16 protein-coding genes are annotated in these 23,130 nt (G+C 65.0%); 10 read left to right on the top strand and 6 right to left on the bottom strand.

Annotation, left to right across the window (positions count from 1 at the left end; genetic code table 11):
• Positions 1-58: 58 nt before the first annotated feature.
• The 5 genes from DID99_RS23785 to DID99_RS23805 all read left to right on the top strand — a co-directional run bounded on the left by DID99_RS23785 (position 59) and on the right by DID99_RS23805 (position 7,712).
• Entirely contained in the window at positions 59-2,620 is a 2,562-nt protein-coding gene (locus DID99_RS23785; RefSeq protein ID WP_124667626.1) for a type VI secretion system Vgr family protein, read from the top strand.
• On the top strand, positions 2,620-3,642 hold the full coding sequence (locus DID99_RS23790; protein ID WP_124667627.1) for a DUF4123 domain-containing protein: 1,023 nt from the start codon (positions 2,620-2,622) through the stop codon (positions 3,640-3,642). The genes DID99_RS23785 and DID99_RS23790 overlap by 1 nt, the downstream gene beginning before the upstream one ends.
• A 13-nt stretch (positions 3,643-3,655) precedes the next feature.
• Complete coding sequence (locus DID99_RS23795; RefSeq protein WP_124571719.1) at positions 3,656-4,459, top strand: DUF3304 domain-containing protein; 804 nt, start codon at positions 3,656-3,658, stop codon at positions 4,457-4,459.
• A 189-nt stretch (positions 4,460-4,648) separates the two neighbouring features.
• The gene (locus DID99_RS23800) at positions 4,649-5,425 is read left to right on the top strand and encodes a DUF3304 domain-containing protein (RefSeq protein ID WP_124487919.1); all 777 of its coding nucleotides are present in this window, start codon (positions 4,649-4,651) and stop codon (positions 5,423-5,425) included.
• Complete coding sequence (locus DID99_RS23805) at positions 5,418-7,712, top strand: DUF2235 domain-containing protein (protein ID WP_124667628.1); 2,295 nt, start codon at positions 5,418-5,420, stop codon at positions 7,710-7,712. Before DID99_RS23800 ends, DID99_RS23805 begins: the two co-directional genes overlap by 8 nt.
• 168 nt (positions 7,713-7,880) lie before the next feature.
• Here DID99_RS23805 and DID99_RS23810 read toward each other — a convergent pair whose 3' ends face one another.
• The 5 genes from DID99_RS23810 to DID99_RS23830 form a co-directional block, all read right to left on the bottom strand.
• Positions 7,881-8,456 (bottom strand): DUF3592 domain-containing protein, encoded by a 576-nt coding sequence (locus DID99_RS23810; protein WP_124667629.1) that lies wholly within the window; start codon positions 8,454-8,456, stop codon positions 7,881-7,883.
• 40 nt (positions 8,457-8,496) lie between these two features.
• The gene (locus DID99_RS23815) at positions 8,497-9,447 is read right to left on the bottom strand and encodes an OmpA family protein (protein ID WP_124667630.1); all 951 of its coding nucleotides are present in this window, start codon (positions 9,445-9,447) and stop codon (positions 8,497-8,499) included.
• 4 nt (positions 9,448-9,451) lie between these two features.
• Positions 9,452-10,441 carry a type VI secretion system-associated protein TagF gene (gene tagF / locus DID99_RS23820; RefSeq protein WP_044845917.1) on the bottom strand — a complete coding sequence of 330 codons (990 nt, stop codon included), beginning with the start codon at positions 10,439-10,441 and terminating at the stop codon, positions 9,452-9,454.
• Positions 10,438-14,379: a type VI secretion system membrane subunit TssM gene (gene tssM / locus DID99_RS23825; protein WP_044845916.1), complete on the bottom strand. Its 3,942-nt coding sequence runs from the start codon at positions 14,377-14,379 to the stop codon at positions 10,438-10,440. Before tssM ends, tagF begins: the two co-directional genes overlap by 4 nt.
• Positions 14,380-14,680: 301 nt before the next feature.
• Positions 14,681-15,526, bottom strand: a complete 846-nt coding sequence (locus tag DID99_RS23830) for a M15 family metallopeptidase (RefSeq protein ID WP_044845915.1) — start codon at positions 15,524-15,526, stop codon at positions 14,681-14,683.
• A 121-nt stretch (positions 15,527-15,647) separates the two neighbouring features.
• Between DID99_RS23830 and DID99_RS23835 the strand changes: the two genes are divergently transcribed.
• Complete coding sequence (locus DID99_RS23835) at positions 15,648-16,613, top strand: phage tail protein (RefSeq protein WP_124667631.1); 966 nt, start codon at positions 15,648-15,650, stop codon at positions 16,611-16,613.
• A gap of 204 nt (positions 16,614-16,817) precedes the next feature.
• A complete protein-coding gene (locus tag DID99_RS23840; protein ID WP_124571727.1) occupies positions 16,818-17,846 on the top strand; it encodes a transporter in 1,029 nt (342 codons plus the stop codon).
• 181 nt (positions 17,847-18,027) lie between these two features.
• Here DID99_RS23840 and DID99_RS23845 read toward each other — a convergent pair whose 3' ends face one another.
• The gene (locus tag DID99_RS23845) at positions 18,028-20,196 is read right to left on the bottom strand and encodes a M1 family metallopeptidase (protein WP_124487880.1); all 2,169 of its coding nucleotides are present in this window, start codon (positions 20,194-20,196) and stop codon (positions 18,028-18,030) included.
• A 644-nt stretch (positions 20,197-20,840) separates the two neighbouring features.
• On the opposite strand from DID99_RS23845, the gene DID99_RS23855 reads away from it, so the two are divergent.
• From DID99_RS23855 to DID99_RS23865, 3 genes are all read left to right on the top strand, one after another.
• Entirely contained in the window at positions 20,841-21,335 is a 495-nt protein-coding gene (locus tag DID99_RS23855; protein WP_124522203.1) for an LEA type 2 family protein, read from the top strand.
• Positions 21,336-21,502: 167 nt separating this feature from the next.
• Positions 21,503-21,835, top strand: a complete 333-nt coding sequence (locus tag DID99_RS23860; RefSeq protein WP_124667632.1) for a YegP family protein — start codon at positions 21,503-21,505, stop codon at positions 21,833-21,835.
• A gap of 146 nt (positions 21,836-21,981) precedes the next feature.
• Entirely contained in the window at positions 21,982-23,115 is a 1,134-nt protein-coding gene (locus tag DID99_RS23865) for a class I SAM-dependent methyltransferase (RefSeq protein WP_124487884.1), read from the top strand.
• Positions 23,116-23,130: the final 15 nt, after the last annotated feature.

The raw sequence follows: 23,130 nt of genomic DNA on the forward strand, positions 1-23,130 counted from the left end.
TGTTGACCTGAGAGCGCGGGCCCGGCGGGCTCGCGATGAACGAGAAGAAGGGTGACGCATGAACGTGACCGAACTGGCACAGGCGATTCGTGGTGGCCTGATCCAGCAGGATCGGCTGCTGAAGACGGACATCCCGTCGCTGCCGAACAATGCGCTCGTGCCGCGCCGCGCGGTGACCCGTTCGGCGCTCGGCCGCGATTTCAGCGTGGCGCTCGATCTGGTGTCCACCGCGAGCGACGTCGAGCTCAAGACGCTGATCGCGCAGCCGATCACGCTGTGGATCCAGCAGCCGGACAAGTCGTATCTGCCGATCAACGGCTATGTCCACACGGCGCGACGGCTCGGCGCCGACGGCAGCCTGTCGAGTTACCAGCTGCGCTTCGCGTCGTGGATGCATTTCCTCAAGTTCCGCAGCGACATGCGGTACTGGCAGGACCAGCCGGTCGACGCAATTCTCTCCGACGTGTTCGATACGCATCCGCAGGCCAGGGGCCAATACCAGTTCGCGTTGTCGAAACCGTTGCCGTCCCGGTCGTACTGTCGCCAGAGCGAAACCGACTGGAACTTCGTGCACCGGCTGATGGAGGACGAAGGGCTGTTCGGGTTCTGGCGGCACAGCGAAGACGGGAAGGCGCATACGCTCGTCATCACCGACGACGTGCATGCGGTCGATGCGCTGTCCCCGAATGTCGTTACGTTCGATCGTTCCGGCAGCGGCACCGAAACCGCCGGGTTTACGCAATGGACCGCATCGCGGACGTTGCAAAGCACGCTGCACACGACGCGCACCTTCGACTACAAAGCGCCGTCGTCGCCGGGCAATCCGAACGGCACGTCGCTGCCGACCAAGGCCGGCCAGGGGGACCTGCCGGGCCAGGCGGAAATCTATGAATACACCGGCGCGTACACGTATCCGGGCCAGGACCGCGGCGAACACCTGTCGAAGATTCGTCTCGAGGAATGGGAGTCGCGCGCGAAGCGCTTCTTCGGCGTGGGCGGCGTGCGCGCGATCGATGCCGGCCGGCGCTTCACGCTGACCGGTCATCCCGAGCACGACCGCGATTCGGCGAGCGAGCGCGAGTTCGCGGCCATCGGCGTTACGCGGTACATCGAGAACAATCTGCCGGTTTCGGACCACGAAGCGAGCTTTCCGCATAGCCTGCAGGACCAGCTGGCGCAGGTGAAGGCCGGTCACGGGGAAGCGGCGGCATTCGAAGTTGGGCATGACGACGGCTCCGCCGGGTTCTATCTCGTCGAGGTCGAAGCGCAGCGCGCGAGCGTGCCGTACCGCAGCCCGTTCGAGCATCGCAAGCCCGCGATGCAGCTCGAGACGGCGATCGTCGTCGGGCCGAAGGGCGAAGAGGTTTATACGGACGAGCTGAACCGGATCAAGGTCATGTTCGTCTGGGACCGCCAGAGCGAAGGCCGCGAGAACGCGTCGTGCTGGATGCGTGTCGTGCAGTCCGATACCGGCGGCGGGTACGGCGGCGTGCATATTCCGCGGGTCGGCGAGGAAGTGCTGATCGGCTACATCGGCGGCGACTGCGACCGGCCGATCGTCATGCATCGCGTGTACAACGGTGCGACCAGGCCGCAGTGGCATAGCAACGGGATCCTGTCGGGCTTCCGGTCGAAGGAGTATGCAGGATCGGGGCACAACGAGATGGTGCTCGACGACGCGACCGGGCAGAACCGCGCGCGCCTGTTCAGCAGCAGTGCGAATTCGCTGCTTCATCTCGGCTATCTGATCGAGCAGAACGGGAACACGCGCGGTGCGTATCTCGGCTCAGGCTTCGACCTGCGCACGGATGCGTACGGCGCGATGCGAGCCGGGCAGGGCCTGTACGTGACGACGCATCCGAAGCAGGCGAACAGCCAGCCGCTCGACGTGAGTGAGGCGAAGCAGCAGCTTGGCAATGCGCAGGGGCTGATCGAATCGATGTCGCAGGTCAGCGAGATGCATCAGGCGGAGAGTCTCGGCACCGGTCGCGATGCGCTCAAGCAATTCGCCGAGACGACGCAGAACAGCGTGGCGGGGGCGGCCTCGGGTGGCGGCAGGACTGCAGGCGGCGGGACGGGGAATGCGAATGCGTTCAAGGAGCCGGTGATGTTGTTCGCGAGCCCGGCGGGGATTGGGGTGGCGTCGCAGCAGTCGGTGCACCTGGCGAGCGACCGGCAGACCAATATCGTCAGTGGTCAAAGTACGTTCATTACCAGCGGGAAGTCGCTGATCGCCGGCATCCGGGATCGCATCAGCCTGTTCGCGCAGAACGCCGGGATGAAGCTGTTCGCCGCGAAGGGCAAGGTCGAGGTTCAGGCGCATGCGGACAGCATCGAACTCACAGCGCAGAAGACCGTGAAGATGATGGCGGCGACCGAGGCCGTCGACGTGGCCGCGAAGCAGGAGATCCTGCTCACGTCGGGTGGCGCCTATATCCGGATCAAGGGCGGCAACATCGAGATTCACGCGCCGGGGAAGGTAGATTTCAAGGGCGCTCAGCACCAGTTCAGCGGACCGACGAGCATGCAGTATCCGCTGCCCGCGATGCCGGGCGGCACGTGCAAGCAATGCGTGCTGAATGCGCATAGCGGTCGTGAATCGATGGTTGAGGCGGATTGATGGACGAAGTCAACGATACGGGTGACACCATCGAGATGGCGGCGGATGGGCCCAATCCGCGTGAGCGTGAATGGCCGGCATTCGTGGAGGCGCTGAAGGCATCGCTGGAGCACGAGGCCGGCGACGGCAGACCGATGCGTCTGTACGTGCTCGTCGACACGCGCGGTTATCAGGAGCTGGACACGCAGCTGGCAGCCGTGCGCGGCCTGCGTTACGCGTCCCTTTGGACCGATACCGGGCTGGATGCCTATACGGATATCGCACCGTACCTGATTGCGTTCGACGGTCGCGCACTCGACGGCGGGGATGCGGAGCAGCATCGCGTGCTGCGTCAGCTGTGGCTGGATGCCGTCGATCTGCATGCGGTGACGTGGTTGTGCTCGGCGTGGTCGTTCGACGCGCTGGATGCACATCTGCGCCAGTACGTGAAGTACGCGCTGCCGAACGGTCGCGCGTACTACCTGTTCTTCTTCGACAATCTTGTATTCGGGCGGCTCCGACAGGTGTGGAGCGACACGCAGGCGCAGCAGTTCGTCGCGCCGTTTAGCGAGATCCGATATCGCGATCGTCGGCTCGACGAAGTCGTGTGGCGCAACGACACGCTGGCGGTTGAAGGTGTGATGTCGGCAAGCGACGCACCGGACCTCAGCGAGCGGCAGCACGCGCTACTGATCGAGCTCGGGTACCCGGACAAGCTCGTGCTGAAGTTTCGCGAGACGATGGCGGCGGTGGTCGATCACCTGTCCGATGCGGAACTCCATGATCAGGTTGTCGAGCAACTCGAACGCGCAGCAGCGCACGGGATTGCCGAAGAAGCGGAATTGCAGTGCTACGTAATGACGGGCGTGCTGGTTGCGCCCCGGTTCGACGAGCATCCGGCGGTGCGGGTGTGCCTTGGAGCCGTGGCGCATGGAGAGACGACGCTCAATGACGCGTTGGCGACGATCGACGACGCGACATGGAATGCGATTCGCGATGCGCACGAGCGGGAATCGATGGAGGCGCTTCGTGGCGTGGCGTAGGTCCGTGCCGGCGATGTGCCTGCTTGCGGCGGCTTTGAGCGCGTGTGGCAAGTCGGAGCCGGTGTATAGCGGAATTTCGGTAATGGCTCGGAATTATCTGCCGTACAACATGAGCGGCTTCACCGTGATGGACGCGTTTGGAAACAAGGCAAGCGGGGGCGGGGACGACCCGCCGGGTGCAGGTGGGGGGAGCGTGACGTGTTGCTACCAACTCAAGGGCGCCGAGTTCACGGTCGAATGGAAGTATTACGATGCAGACCGATGGACGATGGACGACTCGCACATGCAGGAGGTCGAGACAAAGGTCGTGATGCCACCGTCGGTCGTTCCTGAGCAGCTCGGCGCCCGCATTCTCGAAGTTCATTTCTATCCGGATCGTCACGTCGAGCTTCAATTTCCGGGCGAACTTCTCGACAAGTCGCGTATTCCGATCGTCGAGGTTTCCCGATGGATGGCGACTCGTTATCAGGCGCAACTGGATAGGAAATTTGCAGATACGGACGGGCAATCGCATCGTCGCATCGCGCGTGCAGTGGCTGCTGCGTGGCTGAAATATCGGCTGACCGACTGGCGTGATCTCGCGCAATACGTGTACTTCGACCTGCTGGTGAACAGTCGATTCGATTCGCACCCGACGGTCCAGCGCATCTTGCAGACTGATGCCAGTCAACCCGGTACGTTCGCGAAGTCGATGCAGACCTTGTCGAAGAACGTGCTGTCGGCTTTGGCGAGCGGCCGCTTCGAACCCGTGGCTGTCCCGGCGGTTCCTGACGGCTTGCTGCCGTCACCGCGTATGGACGAGGCGCGACATGGTTGATTTCGTGGAGAGGGGTTCTGGCTATGAGTGGAAGGGCCGCTTACGTGACGGGCGGAACGATACCGATGCGTGGGATATGCCTGCAACGCATGCTCGACAATATTCGGAAGGAAAACATCAGTGAATAGCACGACGGGATTTTCGGGGCTGGCGAGCCGTGTTCTGGCTGGGTGTCTGCTCGTGACGGCCATGGCGGCGTGCGGCAAGTCGGAGCCGACATATAGCGGCGTTTCGGTCATCGCTCACAACTATCTGCCGTACAACCTGGACGGGTTCACGATCACCGATGCCCACGGAAACAAGGCGGGTGGGGGGAACAGCTTGCCGGGTGGTGGGGGCGGGGTGACGTGTTGCTACAAGCTCCAGGGAACCGAGTTCACGGTCAAGTGGAATTACGTCGACGTCGACCAGTGGCATAAAGGCAATGAGGAAACGCTTCACGCCGAGGCAAAGGCGACGTTGCCCCCATCGCAGGTTCCGGAGAAGGTAGGCGATCGAATCCTCGAGGTTCACTTCTATCCGGATCGTCACGTCGAGCTTCAGTTTCCTGGCGCGTTGATGGACGAATCGCGTATTCCGATGATCGATGTGTCGCGCTGGATGGCGAGCAGGTATCAGGCGCAATTGAGCAAGCGGTACGACGAGCGTGAAGACCAGCAGTTTCGTCGTGTCGCTCGAGTTGTTGCGTTGGCATGGTTGAAGTACCGCCTCGTCGATCTCGACGATTTGAAGCAGTACGCTTACTACAACCTGCTCGTGAACAGTCGCTTCGACTCGCATCCGGAGATCCAGCGCATGTTGCAAGCGGATGCCGGCAAGCCAGGCGCTTTTGCGAAGTCCATGCAATCGTTGCCGAAGAATGTTCTGTCTGAATTGACGAGCGACAAGTTCGAACCGGTCGCAGTGCCACCCATATCCGACGGGCTGGTTCCGCCGCCGCGTGTCGAGGAGAAAAAGCATGGCTGAAAGAGTCAAACTCGATCCGGATGACGCGACGCCAACATCCGTATACGCCCAAATCGCAAACCAGAATGCGACGATGTACCCGAAGGGCGATTGCATGCCGTGCGGCGCGACGATTCGGATGGGCTTTTTCTTCGATGCATTCGGACGCCATCGCGATATCGACGATCCATCGAGTTCGCAATACTCCAATATCGCCCGGCTCTGGGAAGCGCATCGCGATATGGAGGATCCGAGACGGCCCGCGAATCAGTTCTGGTTTCGCTTCTATTATTCGGGATTGGGCACGCCCCTCAACGAGTCAGCCAAGGCCGAGGAATGGATCAATGCTGCCGTAGCCGCGAGCAAGATGGGGGGCAAGAAGGCGTTGAGCGGAGCGCAATCGGTCGCCAAGTCGTTCACGCGCGTCAATACGCCGCTCAAGCAGGCCGGCGTAAAAAAACGTGTCGACGACGTAAAGAAGCAGCTCATCGATGGGTTCCTCGAGGGGGACTTCTCGCTTCGACCAATCGACAAGGCATTCCAGGATCTTCGGAAGGATATCGAACGCATTCCCGCTCAGGCGCGGCGTGTCATGAACGTCTTGAATGCATCGCCGGAGCGATACTGGGAACGAACCAAGGCGACCGGAACGCTGCTGTGGCGCAACGCGAAGAACGACTTCAAGAACAACGTCAAAGGCACTCCGATGAAGGCGGGCTGGGCGGTCGCTCGCAGCCTCTTTGTCGGTATAGCGATGGAGAACGTGCCGATCGTGCGTGACAATTCCGTCATGGCCAAAGCTTTCGGCACAGGTGTCGATACGCGGTTGATCGCCGCCAAGGACCAGTTCAAGACTGCGTACGAGGCCGTCAAGAGCCAGATGCCGAAAGTCCGGGCGATCGAGGTTTCGGTGTTCGGCGCGGATCGAGGGTGCGTGCTCGCACGTGCGTTCATCAACGATCTGGCGGAGAAATACAAGCGCAGGGACGACACGGATCTCGCTATTGACGGTGTGTCGATTCAGATCAAATTCGTCGGATTGCTCGATGCAGTTTCGTCCATCATGTCGGAGGAGGCCGGCGAGCTGATCGGAATGGTGCCTTATCTGGGTATGCTCAAAACCAGCTTCAAGGATCGTCCTCTCGCCATCCCGGCCAGTGTGCAGCGCTGCGTTCATTTTGCCGCTGCGCATGAGATGCGCTTCTATCAGCGACTCGACAGTCTCGAGAAAACCCGTGGCGAACAGTTTCTCTATCCGGGCACGAGCTGTGATGTCGTCGGCGGCGCGCCGAGCGGGGCCACGGGGCTCAATGCCGAATTGATGAGAGTCCCGCTGCAAGACATGTTGCTGGAAGCGATCAAGGCGGGCGCGGTCATGGACACCATGGAGGATCTGTACCTGTACAACGCGCCGGTGTTCAAGCGTTTCAAGCTCTCGGATCCGATCAAGTACGGTGGTAAGGAGTATCGAATCAAGGCGCTGGTCAACACCTACCGCACCCTCGTCCCGCGCAAGCCCGGCGCCGACTTCATGGAGCATTCGAAAGTCTTCATGCGCTGGATCGCAGCCCGCTACATGGATCCCGACTTCCGCCGCACGATTGCCGACCCGGTTGCCGACTGGAAACGCAACATGAGCGACGCTGACGTGCAGCGCAAGACGGCGAAGTCGCAACTCGACTGGGAACTGCAGCGACAAGGCATCAACATGAGCATGCTGGCCAGCCGCAGCCAGGAGGACCAGGCGAAGCTGCGGGGCATGAAGGCAGCGAGCGACGCGGCACAAAAGCGCTATGAGAAGCTGATCGCGGAAGCGCCGAAGGACTATTCGACGGTCTGGGAGCGTCTCGAGAAGGAAGCGGCAAAGAAGCTGCGCCGCGCGTCGTATCAGGACGGCCTGAAGCAATCCGCCGAGCGTATCCGTAACATGCCGGATTCGTGGGACTCCAATAACAAGGCGAGCGCGGACGCGATCGAGGCGGCTATGCTGCCGGAAGCCGAGATGGAGCTGGTGTCGGCCTGGAAGGAAGGGGTCGAAGGCAAGCACCCGCTTCCGCAGGAGGTCATGGCGCTGTTCGACATGCTTGTCCACGATACGTTGTTGACGAGCTGGCAAGACCACGTGCTGGCGCCGTCACTGTACTTCCGCACTCGCGACAAGGATACGTTCGGGTCGAGCGATCTCGCAAAGGAAGCGAAGCAGCGCAAGAAAGACGATCTTGCCGCGGCACGTATCGACCAGGCGGCCAAGCAGAGCCAGGAATGGGCGCGGGGCTACAAGGGCGGCACAACTCCCCCCATTCATTGAGCGGCGTTGCTGGATGACGGAGCGCCTGCCTCGCTGTCTGTCAGGGAAGAGCGCTCCGGGAGATGACCGCCATATTCGAATGCTGAACCGCCGAACATAGACTCACGGCAGATTCAGCATGGCGCCTGGTCTACAAGCAACTCCGCGAAACCTGTCTGCACGTCCGCATCACGCACCGCTGGCGCGATTCCGCGCGCGCCGTGCTTTGCGCCGCACCGCATGCTTTTTGCGATCCTCGATCCACGGAAGCAGCGCAATGCTCACCGCACACAGCATCGACCCGCCGACCAGGGCTAACAGGCCGAACCCGATTTCTCGTACCCATTCCCCGCCCATAACTGCTTCGTTGCGCCGCGCAATACCCGGAAACATCGGCGAAACGCGCAGACCATCGTTCCCGGCCTCGCTGCAATACGTCTTCGTGAACGCGGCGAACTGTTCGCGACCGATGTTCGACGCGGCCGAACGCGAATAAACAGGCGACCCGGCAGGCTGCCACGTCGTGTCGTAGTGCTGCGTTTGCCCGGCACCATAGCGGAAGACGGCGCGCGCCTCCCATGTCACGTCGGACTTGCCATATCGCAGAGACAACTCGCATCGCTCGACGAAGGCGGGGACATGAGGCCATGCGCCAGCGCGAGCGAGGATGGCCGAATTGATGACGCCCGATGCGCCCAGCAGCACGAAGACCGCACCGAAAACCAGAAGAATGGCCGATCGCAAGCAGCGCAGAGCGAATTTCATCGGAATTGCTGGATTCTCGCCATACCCCCGAATGCTCCGCCTACTGCCCCACCCGGAACTCGATCCGCCGATTCCTCGCCCGCCCTTCGGCCGTATCATTCGGCGCAATAGGCTGATCCGGCCCGACCCCTGTCGTCGTCATCTGCTGCGGCGGGATGCTCTTCGTGATCAGATACCCCTTCACCGCATCCGCGCGCGCCTGGCTCAGCGCGATGTTCGACGTCCGGTTCCCGGAGTTGTCGGTATGCCCGATGATGTCGACCGTGCGGTTCTGCATCTTCGCGAGCGCGGCCGCCATCTGATCGAGAATCTGCCTGCCTTGCGGCGTGAGCGTCGCACTGCCCGTTTCGAACTCGATCGTGCGATTCGCGAGCGTCTGGTCGAGCAGCCCCTGCTCGGACGCCGACACGCGCAGCCCGTTCTTGATCGTATAAGTCGGATTCAGCGTATTCGCCATGTCGCTCGCGAGCTGCTGGCGCTGCGCCTCGTTGTGCACCTCGCCCTTCATCTCGATCTGCGTGCCGTTGATCTTCAGCTGGCCTTTGCTGATCTGCTTCAACTGCGCACCGAGCAGCTTCTGCACGTTCGCGCTCCAGTTCGGCGGCGTCGCGACGTCGCCGACCTCGATCTGGTCGACCACGTTCGCCGCGCCGTAGGTGTCGCGCAGCTTCTGCAGCACGGCGGCCTTGGTCGCCTCGTCGGGCACCTTGCCGCCGACCACCACCTGGCCGGGCGACGCGTTCGCGGGCGGCGGTGCGATCGTGCCGGCCGTGCCGCGCACCACCGTGCCGGACGCCGTGGCCGACGCGGCGCCAGGGTTGGCGTTCCCGGGCAGGGCAGTGGCCGCGACCGTGCCGTTGCCGACCGGCGTGACGGTCGCGCCGCCCGTGTTCTGCGCATGGGCCCCGCCGCAGGCGACGAGGCCCGCGGCGGCGAGAGCGGATACGAAGGGCGACAAGCGCGTGCGCCGGACCTGAATCGTGCGTTGCATCCCGTCAGCCTCCGATGAACGCTTCGCGGAAGGCGTCGATGGCGACGCGCAGCGAGAGTTGCGGTTGGTCGAGGTAGCTGACGAGCTTGCTGATCTGGTGATCGTTTTGCGCATGGGCGTCGATCCACTCGGGATCGTCGATGTCGATGTTGTGGGCGGCGTAGGTCTGCGGATCGACGACGCTCAGCAGCGTCTTCGACGACGCGCCGTTGAAGCCGATGATCAGCCGTTCGCGTTCGGCGATCGTGCCGATGAAGATCGCGAGCTCGAAGTCGGCCTGCGCGACGAACGGTGCGATCAGTTCGAGCCAGAACGCGGCGACGAGGCTGCGATAGAACGGGTCGACCGGCAGCGGCAGCGTGAGGCCGCGCTCGATGTGCGACGAGCCACTCTGCATCACGGGCCGCAACAGCGAACCGAGCGCGAGCATCGCGCCGCGCAGCCGCACCGGATGACCGCTTTCGAGCAGCATCTGCTGCAGGCCGTACAGCGACTGGTGTTCGATGAAGTCGTTGAAGGTGCCGTCATGCGATGTGCCGGGGCCGCCGACGTCGATCGGCACCTGCGTATCGCCGAGCGCCTGCAGCGCGCCGGGCGGCTCCTCCTTCGCGAGCAGCGCCGGCATCTGCGCGGCGACGCGCGACCACAGCCGCGCGAACGCGAGCGGGCTGCGCGCGAGGAACGCGAGCGGCCGGTCGACCTCGAGCGCGGTCGCGCCGAGGAACGGGAAACGGCGCATCGACACGTCGTGGCTCGCGACCATGTGGCCCGCGATGGCGAGCTTGCTGCGCGAGCCGAGGAACGCGAAATGCATCGGCTTCGCATCCTCGTAGACGATCTTCCAGCGCGGATCCTCCGCGAGCAGTTCGAGTGCTTGCGCGATCCAGCGATCGAGCGTCTGCAGCAACTGCGGATTGTGCGGGCTCTTCACGAAGTCGCCGCGCGACGGAATCTTGCCGAAGTAGGCGATCTGCGCCTGAACGGTTTGCGTCATTGCGCCCCCTGTGCGTTCGTTGCGGTGGCGGCCGCGACGGCCGGTGCGGCCGCCGGCGCGCCCGAGCCGGCCTGCGTCGCGTTCTGCGCGGCACCCGCGCTCGCGTCGGCGACCGACGACGGCAGCTGCAGGCCGCGCAGGCTCTGCTGCTGCGGCTGGTCGCCGCCGCTGCTGGTCGGTTGCGACGTGCTGATGATGCGCATCGTCACCGATACGTTCACGCTGCCCTGGACCCACGTGAGGTCGAAGGTGCCGTCCGGACGGCGCTTGCGCTGCGCCGAATTGATCAGCTTCTCGAGACCGTAGCGGCCCGGTTCGTTGACGAGCTGCACCGTGCGGCCGTCGAAGGTCGTCGCGGACAGCGTCGCGCCCGGCGAGCCCTGCGGGTTCGGCCACACGAAGTTGGTCCACTGCGGCGGCGTGTTGCGGTAGCGCAGCTGCTGGCCGTCGATCGCGATCGTGTATTCCGTCGTGCCCGTGCTCGGCTGCGGCAGGATCTGGAACACGGTCTGCGGTTCGGCCGCCGCAGCCGCGCCGCCCGCGGCGCCGCCGGCGAGCGGGGCGACCCAGCGCGCGAAGCCGTTCGTGAAGTCGGGCGTGAGGCCGATGCCCATGTCGCCCCACGTGCGGGCGGCGAGCGTGTCGCCGCGGCGCACCGCGAGCGGGCCCAGCGTCGTGCCGACGAACTTCGCGATCGCACCGTCCGGACCGAACACCTGCGCGATTTCACCGGCGCCGGCCTCGACCTTCGCGTTCGCCGCGAACGGGTACTTGGTCGCGAGCGAGCTCTGGAACGGCTGGTAGACCTGCGCGTTCCATACCTTGTTGACTTCCGCGCTGGCAGGCTGGATCACCACCGAGAACGCCTGCATCAGCGGCCGCACCAGCAGCGGACGCAGCGACTTGCGTTGCGAATCGGTGAGGCCTGTCAGCATCTGCTCGTCGACGAACTTCAGCGAATCGGCGAGTTCCGAGCCGTTGCCGTCGAGCGTCTGCTGCATTAGCTGGCGCGCGCCGGGGCCGGGGTCGCCCTGGTTCTTGATCACGTTGAAGCGCGTACGGACCTTCGACAGCGAATCCATGTAGCCCTTGAGCATCGACGTGCCGTCGTGCGTCGCGACGATCCGCGCGAGCCCGATGAACTCCTGGCCGATCGGACCCATCGGCACCTCGGCCGGATTGCCGTTGATGTCGATGTTCGCGGCCGCCACCTGGCCGGCCTGCGAGCGCGTGAACAGCTGCTTGACCCAGTTCACGACGCCGGTCTGCGCCTTCTTGATCGCGACGTTCGCCAGCGACGGGTTGTCCCACGACGTCTGGTCGTACGCGGTCTCGAGGATCTTGCGGATCGGCGAATCCTGCGGGTCGCCGAGGCGGTTCATCCCGTCGACGGCCTGGCCGAAGCTGCTGAAGCCCTGCACCGCGATGCCCTGCATGAACTTCTGCCAGTGCTGCGCGTACTCGGTCTTGTACATCCCGACGAGCGTCTTCTGGATCTGCTCGGGGCTGCCTTCCAGCGTCAGGTCGTCCTGCGTCGACGTGTTCAGGACCCAGTCCTTCGCCTGCAGTTCCTTGGTCGCCGCGTCGCGGATCGCCGGCTGCACGTAGTCGAACCACGCTTCGCGCGTGAAGGTGCCCGGAATCGCGTAGCTGCCGGCGACCAGCCCCTGGTTGCCGTCGCCGACGATGCGCGCGATGGTCATCGGCGCGAAGCGGGTCGACGCGCGCGCCTTGATTTCCTCGTAGACGCGCTGGCGGGCCGGCATGCCGCGCACGACGCGGCGCAGGTTCTCGCGGGTCTGGTCGACGAGCGCGAGGTTCGCATCGATCATCGGCCAGTCGTTGTCGTTCACGCGGGCGAGATAGAACGAGATCATGCGCTCGGCGCTCTTGATCATCTCGTCGCGCGGCATGTTGCCGCGATTCGTCTCGAGCCAGCCGCGCCAGAAGCGGGCGAGCTGGTCGGTCAGGTGCGCCTGTTCGACGTGACGCTTGTCGGACAGCATCAGGTAGGTCTTCAGCGCGTTGTACGCGTCCTGCACGTTGGTCGGCGACGCGTCGCTGTAGAGGCCGCCTTGCGGCGCGGCCGGCTGTTGCGGCGCGGCGGCCGCCGCCGCGGATGCGCCTTGCGCGGCGCCGGCGAGCGGCGTGGCGCCCGGCGGGTTCGTCGACACGGGAATCGCGCCGCCCTGCACGGCCCCCGATTCCGGCGGGCGCGTCATCGGCACGAGCTGTTCGGGATGCGCGTTCACGTCCTTCATGAACGACGCGAGGTTCTGCGAGACCGGCGCCAGCAGGATCTGGCGCACGCCGTTGTAGTACTCGGTCAGCAGGTGCTGCTCGAGACGGTCGCCCTGGTACAGGCCGAGCGACACCGACACCGGCTTGTCGCGGCGGAACTGTTCGAGCTGTTCGATGCGGTCTTCCAGGATGTCCATCGCCTGCAGGCGCGACTGCAGGTCGTTGCGGCCCTGCTGCAGGCGCGTGACGTTGTCGAGGTCGGCCTGCACGTTCGCGACGAGCTGCTGGTTGCCGATCGTCGACCAGGTCCAGCCGCCGAGCGCGAGCGCGAGCGCCGCGACGAAGCCGAAGAAGGTCGCGTAGCGCAGCCGGGTCTTGGTCGGGCTCGCGAACTGGCGCACGGTCTGGCGGTCCGCGAAGATCACCTTCGAGAACAGGTCGCGCAGGAAGAAGCCGTTCTTCGAGAACGCGCTGTGCGGCTTGGGCAGCGCGCTCGCGTCGAGGCCGAAGCGGTGCGCGATGCGCTGCGCGGCGGCGCTGTTGGTTTCGCCTTCCTGCAGCGCGCTGGTGAAGTAGAAGCCGCGGAAAATAGGCTTGTACTGGAACGGGTTGTTCTCGAACAGCGTCGCGAGGAACGCGCGCAGCGACGGCTTGATCGTCGAGAATTCGAGCGGGAAGCTCAGCTGGCCCGGCGACAGCTGGTTGCCGCGCGACAGCGACAGCTGCGCGACGCTGATTTCCTTCAGCCCTTCGTAGAGTTCCTCGAAGTGCGTGTCGAACTGCGCGACCACGTCGCGCTTGTCATCGGGCTCGTAGGGCAGGGTGGCGCCCCACACGCGGTCGTATTCGTGCTTGTCGCTGCTGCTGAAGAATTCGGTGAAGCCGGTGATCAGGTCGGCCTTGGTGAACATCACGTAGACCGGCGCGAACACCTCGAGCTTTTCCGTCAGTTCCTGAACGCGCTGACGGAGATTCTTCGCGAGGTTGATCGCGAACTCGGGGCGGTTGCCGGTGAGTTCGGCGATGCTCGCGGTGACGATGATGCCGTTGATCGGCGCCTTCGGACGATAGCGCTTCAGCAGGCCGAGAAAGCCGAGCCATTCGCTGCGGTCTTCCTCGTGCACCGAGTAGCGGCCGGCCGTGTCGAGCAGGATCCCTTCGGTCGTGAAGAACCAGTCGCAGTTACGCGTGCCGCCGATGCCGTGGATCACCGCGCTGTTCTTGTCCGCGAACGGAAACTGCAGGCCGGAGTTCAGCACGGCGCTGCTCTTGCCGGCGGCCGGGTTGCCGATCACGATGTACCACGGCAGTTCGTACAGCGCGGAGCCGCCCGACACCTGGCCGATCTTCGACGTCTTGATCGTCTTCACGGCGTCGGACAGGCGCGTGCGCAGCACGTCGAGGTCGGCGGTCTTCGTGTCGGGTGCGAGCGCGGCCGCGGCCGGCGCGGCGATCTTGCCGGTTTCCGCCTGCTCTTCCAGCACCTGCCCGAGCTGCCGGTTCGCGCGCTTCACGCGCCAGCGGCGCACCAGTGCGACGCCGAGCCACAGCACGAGGATCGCCGCGAAGGCGACCGCCGCCCACAGGAGCGGCAGCTGCAGCATGTCGGCAGCGATGAAGAGAATCGCCGCTAGCGCGACGATCCCGACAATCGAGAGCGTACGCGGATGAGTCAGCACGTTGAGGATGCGTTGCATAGGACGTTCAGGTTCCGGTGCGATTCGGTGAGGCGACGCAGGCGCGCCGAGCGGCAAGCGTGGCGCCGCGATGTGTCGCCATGCTGTCAAACGGGATGAAGGGGGCTGGCATCAATGCGCCCGCGGCATCGGAGAAGGCGCGCGCAATAATGAAAGGACGCTGTGAGAATTAAAACGGAAGCGGCGGCCTGAAAAAATCGCGCAACGGAATGCCCGATCGTTTGCGCCGCCCAAATCGTTTCCTGCCGGGTGATTAAAAAGCCCCATGCCGCCCTCATTATTTCTTGTCCGGCAGCCCTGACTAGCTGCCGCGTCCCAGTTTAAAACCGGGTTTATGGTATTCCACGTGCCCGAGATCCATCATTTTCCAACGGCCTCCCCAGGTCAGGCCGACTTGCTCGGCGACCTGTCCGTACAACTGGTAGCCGCGCATCGCCCAGGGATCTTTCTCGGAAATGACCAGCTTGCCGTCGCGCAGAAACGCGTTGTCGGCCGCGAGCCCGAACTGGTGATAACTCTGGAAGGCCGCCGCATTGGTCACGTTGGTGCCCATCTGCGCGAGCCGGTTCTGTCGTTCCGGACTCCGATAACCTTCCAGCAACGCCATCTCGTAACCATATTGTTCGTGCATGATCTTGTAGACCAGCAGCAAACGCGTACGGAAATCGGGATCCAGCAGGTTCCAGTCGCGGCTTGCATCTCTCAGCGCAGGCCGCACCTGTTCGACTTCCTTCGTGGCAAAGACTTCCGGCGGCAACGGCGGCGGCGGCACGAGCTGTTCGCCCTGCAGCAGCGCGGCGATCTTCTCGTCAGGCACGCGCGCCGTGTCGTCGTACTGAAATAATTGCCGACCGCGTAACGCAATGGCCACCAATGGCGGCGTCGCAAGAATACCTGCCGACACCATAATCATCAAGCGCCGCCGGATCAGTAAATTTTGCACGTCACTTAATGCGCCGCGCGTAACGGTTGCCGATTTAACAATTTGACTTCGCGTACGTGCGGCGTGATCGTTCGCGCGGCGCGTCAGGCGGCCGCGAAACTGGGCGACGGATTCGAAAACGGTCGCGCGGATACCCGGTAAAAGCAACAGTGCCGCAACCGCGACGGCAAGGGCGAAATAGGCGACGAGTGCGACGGCAATCAACGAAATCCCCGGAAATTGGAATTGATTGTGTTTTGCAATGCTTGCTCTTAGAATCAGGCTGCTTTGAGAGGCCGGGCTATATTATCGCGGTGAATTAAACCAGGATTCAATGAGACGCTGAATGAGTGCGCCGGAAAATTCAAATTCGAAAACCCCGCCCAGCCTGCTATCCGATACCAAACCGGCAGGCGGGGGCGAACCGCAGCAGTCGCGCATTCTCGCGAATCTGGAAGGACGTGTCACGCCGCCGGCCGAACCGCCGCGCCGTTCGCTGAAGGGGCCGATCGCGGCCGTCGTCGCGCTCGTGGTCGCCGTCGGCGGCTGGGGCGCATGGCGCTGGCAGCAGCAATCCGGCGAGGCGGCCGTCGTGGCCGCCGCGCCCGTGCAGGCACCGGCGAAGGCCGAGCCGGCCAGCGCCGCCGCCGTGCAGGTCGCGCAGAATGCCGCGTCGGCTGTGCCCGTCGTGCAAACGGCGACGATCGTCAACGACGATGCCGCGTCCCAGGCCGTTGCGTCCGCATCGGGCGCGTCGGGTGCGGACAACAGCCGCTTGTCGCGCGCGCTCGCGAACGGTGCCGACGATGCATCGGGCGCAGCCACGGCGGGCGCCGTCGCTGCGACGGCTGCCGCAGCAGCGGCGACGACGAAATCCGCGAAGGCCGACGCCGCGAAGAGCGACAAGGCCGCCGCCCGCAGCAAGGCCGACGCGAAGGCCGACGCGAAGGCGGAGGCTCGCAAGCATCACAAGGAACAGCAGGCGGAGCTCGCGCAGGCGAAGAAGCGTCGCGAAGCGACGACCCGTACCGCGAGCGCGAAGGCGTCCGGGAAGGACGACCCGGATGCGGACCTGCTCGCCGCGCTGGTCGCCCGCACGAAGCCGGCCGACAAGAAGGCCGCCGCGCAGAAGGGGCAGGTCGTGCCGACCAAGACGGCCGCCGCGACGGGCGGTTCGCTCGCATCGCGCGTGAAGGATTGCGCGGAGCGCGGCTTCTTCGAGGATCAGCTGTGCCGCTGGCGCGTCTGCGACGGCCACTGGGGCAAGGATCCGGCCTGCCCGACCGCCGCGCAGTCGGAGACGCGGCAGTAACCGGCATCACACCAGCCTGCACATCGCACCTGCGCCGCCCACCGGGCGGCGCGTTGTTTTTGGGGACGTCTTACGCCGGACGGCAGGATGTGACAATGTCACGAAAATGCCGCATGCATCGGGCATACGTTTCCTTCCATTTCCCGGCGTGGCGCCGCAATGCGCGATGCGCGGCGCGGCGAGCGCCGCACGACCTTCGACACGATGGACCTGATCGTACAGACTTACGGCGCCGATACGTCCGGCATGGTGTGCGGATTCCGCTTCGTCCCGGGCGGATCGGGCGCGATGCTCGATGCCGATGCGGCCGCCGCATGGCTGCGCACGTGCCGCGAGCGCGATGCGGCCGCATCGGACGATTTCGTCTGGCTGCACTTCAATCTCGCGCACGGCGCGAGCGAGCGCTGGATGCGCACGCACCTCGGATTGCCCGACAGCTTCTTCGAATTCCTCCACGAAGGATCGCGCTCGACGCGCATCGAGCAGGAGGACGGCGCGCTGCGCGCGATCGTCAACGACGTGATGTTCAACCTCGAGCTGACGCCGTCGGAAATCGCGACGCTGTTCGTCCACGTCGAGCGGCGCATCATGGTCACCGCGCGGCTCAAGCCGCTGCGTTCGGTCGATACGCTGCGCGCCTGCGTGCGCGACGGCGAGCGGTTCCGGTCGCCGGCCGAACTTCTCGTGCACCTGCTGCGCGACCAGGCCGACCTGCTGATCCAGATCATGCGGCGCACGAGCATCGACGTCGATCGCATCGAGGATCGCTTCCTGTCGCAACGGCTCACGTCGAACCGCATCGAGCTCGGCGCGATGCGCCGCACGCTGACGCGGCTGCAGCGCATGCTGGCGCCCGAGCCCGGCTCGATTTTCCGGCTGCTCGCGAAACCGCCCGCGTGGCTGCACGCCGAAGACGTGCAGGAGCTGCGCGAATCGACCGAAGAGTTCTCACTGGTGCTCGCCGATCTGTCGGGGCTCAACGAGCGGATCAAGCTGTTGCAGGAAGAGATCGGTTCGCGGCTCGACGAGCAGAACAACCGGACGCTGTTCACGCTGACGCTCGTGACCGTGATCGCGCTGCCGATCAACATCGTCGCGGGCTTCTTCGGGATGAACGTCGGCGGCGTGCCGTTCTCGGAGAACAAGCACGGGTTCTGGCTGATGGTGCTGCTGGTCGCGGGCTTTACCGCACTCGCCGCGTGGTGGGCGTTTCGCCGGCGCGACGATCGCTAGGGCCCGTTATTGGCGTGAACAGGCGCCAGGTCGGCATTGGCGCGGCGCCGCACGCGGCGGCAACAAAAAACAGGCCCCGCATCCGGGGCCTGCGATAGGCGGTGAAGGGACGTGAAGGGACATGAAGCGTCGAACGCCGGCCGGCGCCGCGTATCGCGCGGCACCGGCCGGCCGGATCACGTTACTGAACCAGCGTCTTGCGCGGCTTGAACATGCCCTGGTAGCGCAGCGACGGACGTTCCTTCACCGTCGGCGCGATGCCGCCGAAGCTCGGCGTCTGGCGCAGCTTCATCGCCGCCGGCGAAGCGACCGAGCCGATCGACGTCGAACGCGAAGCCGGCGCGAGGTTGTTCGCGACGAGCAGCGCGGCCTCGCTCTTCAGGTTCGCGAGCAGCACCGGATCGACCGAGCTGTTGACCTGCGTGAGCAGGCCGCTCCACGCGGCGTCGCTGTAGTTCACGACGTAGTAGTCGAGACCGCTCGGATCCGCGACCACGCCCGTGCAGCCGTCGATCCGCGTCTGCGTCTGCGTATCCTTCAGCGCGAGCGTCGTGCGTTTCGCGAGACCCTGGCCGTACGCGAGCGTGATCGGTACCGTCCACTGCAGGCCCGGATACGCGTTCTTGTTCGGGAACGGCTGCTGTTTCAGCGTGACGACCGTCTGGTTCTTCGTCATGTCGCACTGCGTGTCGAGCGAGATCAGCGGCACGCCCGTCTGGCGCACGTAGCTGTCGCCGATCGGGCCGACCGCCTGGCCGCTTTCCTTCGACAGCGCATCCCACAGGCGCTTCGGCGTGCCGTTGCCGAACGAGTAGTCGACCAGGTATTGTTGCAGGCCCTTTCGCAGCGTCTGCTCGCCGAGATAGTTCTCGAGCGTCTTCAGCACATGGCCGCCCTTGTCATACGTGAACGCGCTCGCGCTCAGCACGAAGTCGTTCGACGCCCAGTCGTTGAAGTTCGGCGCGACCGGGAACGCGTTCGGGCCGATGTCGCGATTGATCACGCGATACTTGTTCTTCACCTGGTCGAGCCAGCTGAACTCGTCGGGGAAGAACTGGATCGTCGTCTTCGTCTCGAAGAACGTCGCGAACGACTCGTTGAGCCAGACGTTGTCCCACCAGTCGGCCGTGACGAGATCGCCGAACCACTGGTGCGCGACTTCGTGCGTCAGCACCTCGTTACCGTAGCGCGACATCGGCTGGCCCGGTTGCGGCAGGATGTCGTCGGCGAACTCGAGGATCGACCCCCAGTTCTCCATCCCGCCGAAGTTCAGGTCCTTCTGCTCCTTGAACGCGTCGTTCGCGGCGACCGTATCGAACTTCGTCAGCGGCAGCGGGATACCCGTGTAGCGGTAATAGAAATCGAGCGCCTGCTTGGTGCGGTCCATCGCCGGCTTGGCCCAGTCGCTCATGCCCGGCGGCGTGAACACGCGCAGGTGCAGGCCGCCCTTGCCGCCCGGCAGCGGGCTCGAGAAGTCGTCCTCGTAGGTGTCGAACATGCCGCCGCCGAAGAACAGCAGGTACGACGGCATCGGCGGCGTCTTCTCGAACTGCACGAGCTTGTAGCCGCCGCCGACGTTGGTCGACGGCTTCTCGGCCGCGTTCGACACGACGCGCCAGTTCTGCGGCACTTCGGCCGTCACTTCATAGGTCGGCCGGAAGGCCGGCTCGTCCCAACCCGGGAACCACTGGCGCGACAGGTTGGTTTCGCCCTGCGTGAGGATCGCGCCGCTCGTCTTGCCGTCGGTGCCCTTCAGGTCGACGCGGAACACGCCTTCGGCGGCCGAGCAGCCCGGATACGGGTCGTCGCCGCAGCTGCCGCCCGTCTGCGTGGCCGGATCGTCGTACGACTTGAAGTTGATGATGCCGGACCATTCCATGTGCAGCGAATAGTTGCCCGGCGCGATCGTGCCGGCGACGGGGCGCAGCTGGTAGAAGTCGCCCTTGTCCTGCGGCGTCGCGATCAGCTGGATGTTGCCCGGCTGCAGCGTGATGCGGCCGTTCGTGAACTTGATCCGGTGGCCGGCGATCACGATGTTGTTGACCGGCTTCAGCACCTTGATCTCGACGTCGGCGCGCCCGTCGAACGCGTTCAGCGCATCGTTCGGGCGGAACCACAGCCGGTAGTTGACCGGTACCACGGTGTCCGGCAGCTCGACGGGCGACACGCTCTTGTCGACGTTGGAGGCTGACGGCGGCGTGTTGGCGGCGGGCGACGAGCTCGAGTGCGGCGCGCCGGCGGAGCTGAGTGCGGAAGCCGAGCCGACGCCGCTGTCGTCGCCGCCGCACCCGGCGAGCGCGAGTGCGGCAACCAGCGGCAGGTAACGCATCTTGTGAATGTTGATCGACATGACTGAAACCTCGATTGTTGAAAGAATCGTTCAGTGCTGCGAAAACGCCGGCAAAAGAAATCTCTCGCCGTTAATCAACAGCGACGAGAAATGCCAATGACGGATTATTCGAAAAGACGGCCGGCCGACTACGTGAAGGTAATCATGGTTTACTGCCCCCTCTGTGTTTCCGGATGTCGGTTAACTGGCCGGTTCAAAATGGCCGGGCGCGGGTTGTACTGAATTGATTTCGCGCGCACGACACGGGGCCGCCCGCCCTGTGCGGGCGTGCATTCCCTTTGAACCGACGACCCACGGGGCTGGCCGTACCAGGCCGCAGGACGGAAGGACGGCGTGTCGCCGTTCCGTAAAATCGCCGTCATACGGCTTGAAGGTTTGTCGGCCTGCTCGAAGGATGCGTAAATATACTTGATGGTTTTGGGTAAAGGAAACGAAAAAATTAGAAAGTGCTTCTCTTGAATTTTTCGCGCGCCATTGAATGCTGGGAGGCATTAATTCGCTTTCTGTTTAGCCGTTCGTTTCCGTAGTTTTAATCTATTAACGATCTCGGCGGCGCGCGAAAACTACGAATCAGGGCGTGGCGCGGCGCGCTCGGTACAATGCGGCGACGACCCGCCGATCGATTGCCGCAAGGAGGCCAGCCCATGCCACGAGCCCTGTTCCGTATCGCGCCGCTGCGCGCCATGCTGCTGCTGTTCGCCGCCGTCTTCGCGCTCGGCGGGTGCGCGGGCCTGACGCGCGAGCCCGTGAGCGTGACCGTCGCCGGGCTCGACCCGCTGGCCGGACAGGGCCTCGAGATGCGCTTCAGCCTGAAGCTGCGCGTGCAGAACCCGAATGACACGCCGATCGAATACGACGGCATTTCGGTCGCGCTCGACCTGAACGGCACGCCGTTCGCGAGCGGGGTCAGCGATCGCTCGGGCGTCGTGCCGCGCTTCGGCGAGGCCGTGATCGACGTGCCCGTTTCGGTGTCGGCGTTCGCCGCCGCGCGGCAGGCGTGGAACCTGCCCGGCGCGGCAGCCAGCGGCGAGTTGCCGTACGCGCTGCGCGGCCGGCTCGCCGGCGGCGTGCTCGGCACCGTGCGTTTCAGCGATGCGGGCACGTTGCGCATGCCGGCGACGCCGGGGTGGGGCGGCTAGACGATGCCTGCGCGACGCCCCGGATGCCGGACCGGACGAAGCGGCGTGATTGCAGCGCCGTCTGACGATTCCTGACGATCGTGTTTCGTGCGCCTTACGTTTTGCGCTGCAATCGCGTTTAGACTGCCTCGGTCCGGAGGGCCGGACGACTTTTTGGAGAGGGCACCATGGCAGCGAAATTCGTCATCAAGAAAGCGAACGACGGGCAGTTCCTGTTCCACCTGAAGGCCGCCAACGGCGAGATCATGCTGCGCAGCGAGCTGTACAAGACCAAGGCGTCGGCGGAAAACGGCGTCGCGTCCGTGCGCAAGAACGCACCGGACGACGCGCGCTACGAGCGCAAGACCGCGAGCAACGGCCAGTTCATGTTCAACCTGAAGGCCGGCAATCACGAGATCATCGGCACGAGCGAGCTGTACAAGGCTGAAGCCGGCCGCGAGAACGGCATCGCGTCGGTGAAGCAGAACGCGCCGGGCGCGGCGCTCGACGACCAGAGCTGACACGCCGCGAGCATCGCGCGGGTGGCGGCCAGGGCGGTCGCCCGCGCTTTGCCGCGCGGGCAAAGCGCGGTATGGTGTGGTCCGCGCGGCGCACTCCGGTAGTCCGGTAGCGCCGCCTGTCTGAAGCCAACCGTAGCCGAGCTCGCGTGACCGATTTCCCCGTTTTCCACTGGACCGACGCCGACGGCGCCGAACATGCCGTGCGCTGGCGCTCCGAAGCCGGCGTGCAGCCGCCGAAGCGCGCCGTGCCCGCCGACGACCGCCTCACCGCCGACGCGGCGTACCGCCTCGCGTGCGAGGGCACCGCACTCGTCTGGCAGGGCGATTTCCAGAATGCACGCCAGCTCGTGCAGGCGATGGCGCGCCGCGTCGAACGCAAGCCGAAGAAGGCGAAGGCCGCGGTCGGCGTCGACGCGTTCAACCTGCACCGGCTCGCGCAATCGCAGCGCGCCCGCACGCTCGGGATGCTGCTGATCCCGCTCGACGCCGACTACACGATCCCGCTGCGCCGCGCGCCCGACGTGCGCGCCGCATGCGAGGAAGCATACGGCCCGGGCGGCGCGCCGTCGGTCGTGTCGCTGCGCGAACTGCTCGGCCTCGTCGGCGCGCACGAATGGCGCAAGAAGGGCGTGCCGATCCCGGCGCTCGGCGGCGCGCCGATCCATCCGCATTACGGCGTGTTCTCGCCGGTGCGCGGCGAATACGTCGAACTCGTCGCGCGCACGCCGCTGCCCGCGACCTCGCTCGCGTTCGATATCGGCACGGGCACCGGCGTGCTCGCGGCCGTGCTCGCGTCGCGCGGCGTCGAGCGCATCGTCGCGACCGACCAGGATCCGCGCGCGCTCGCATGCGCCCGCGAGAACGTCGCGCGGCTCGGTCATGCCGGGCGCGTCGACGTCGTCGAAGCCGACCTGTTTCCGGCCGGCCGCGCGCCGCTCGTCGTCTGCAACCCGCCGTGGGTGCCGGCCCGTCCGAGCGCGCCGATCGAATACGCGGTCTACGATCCCGACAGCCGCATGCTGCGCGGTTTCCTCGCGGGGCTTGCCGACCATCTCGAACCGGGCGGCGAGGGCTGGCTGATCCTGTCCGATTTTGCCGAGCATCTCGGCCTGCGCCCGCGCGACACGCTGCTGCAATGGATCGACGAAGCCGGCCTCGTCGTGCGCGGCCGCGAAGACATCCGCCCCGCGCACCCGAAGTCGGCCGACGCGGACGATCCGCTGCACGCCGCGCGCCGCGCCGAGGTCACGTCGCTTTGGCGGCTCGGCGCGCGAGCCTGATCGCGTATTTTCGGT

The organism is Burkholderia sp. Bp8986, assembly GCF_003854225.1.
In the GTDB taxonomy this organism is placed as follows: domain Bacteria; phylum Pseudomonadota; class Gammaproteobacteria; order Burkholderiales; family Burkholderiaceae; genus Burkholderia.

Bases quoted from the DNA above. Each gene is read 5' to 3' on its own strand.
- DID99_RS23795 (WP_124571719.1), top strand. From the start codon at position 3,656: ATGTGCCTGCTTGCGGCGGCTTTGAGCGCGTGTGGCAAGTCGGAGCCG.
- DID99_RS23860 (WP_124667632.1), top strand. From the start codon at position 21,503: ATGGCAGCGAAATTCGTCATCAAGAAAGCGAACGACGGGCAGTTCCTG.
- DID99_RS23800 (WP_124487919.1), top strand. From the start codon at position 4,649: ATGGCGGCGTGCGGCAAGTCGGAGCCGACATATAGCGGCGTTTCGGTC.
- tssM (WP_044845916.1), bottom strand. From the start codon at position 14,379: ATGCAACGCATCCTCAACGTGCTGACTCATCCGCGTACGCTCTCGATT.
- DID99_RS23805 (WP_124667628.1), top strand. From the start codon at position 5,418: ATGGCTGAAAGAGTCAAACTCGATCCGGATGACGCGACGCCAACATCC.
- DID99_RS23790 (WP_124667627.1), top strand. From the start codon at position 2,620: ATGGACGAAGTCAACGATACGGGTGACACCATCGAGATGGCGGCGGAT.
- DID99_RS23815 (WP_124667630.1), bottom strand. From the start codon at position 9,447: ATGCAACGCACGATTCAGGTCCGGCGCACGCGCTTGTCGCCCTTCGTA.
- DID99_RS23845 (WP_124487880.1), bottom strand. From the start codon at position 20,196: ATGTCGATCAACATTCACAAGATGCGTTACCTGCCGCTGGTTGCCGCA.
- tagF (WP_044845917.1), bottom strand. From the start codon at position 10,441: ATGACGCAAACCGTTCAGGCGCAGATCGCCTACTTCGGCAAGATTCCG.
- DID99_RS23810 (WP_124667629.1), bottom strand. From the start codon at position 8,456: ATGAAATTCGCTCTGCGCTGCTTGCGATCGGCCATTCTTCTGGTTTTC.
- DID99_RS23835 (WP_124667631.1), top strand. From the start codon at position 15,648: ATGAGTGCGCCGGAAAATTCAAATTCGAAAACCCCGCCCAGCCTGCTA.
- DID99_RS23785 (WP_124667626.1), top strand. From the start codon at position 59: ATGAACGTGACCGAACTGGCACAGGCGATTCGTGGTGGCCTGATCCAG.
- DID99_RS23855 (WP_124522203.1), top strand. From the start codon at position 20,841: ATGCCACGAGCCCTGTTCCGTATCGCGCCGCTGCGCGCCATGCTGCTG.
- DID99_RS23840 (WP_124571727.1), top strand. From the start codon at position 16,818: ATGGACCTGATCGTACAGACTTACGGCGCCGATACGTCCGGCATGGTG.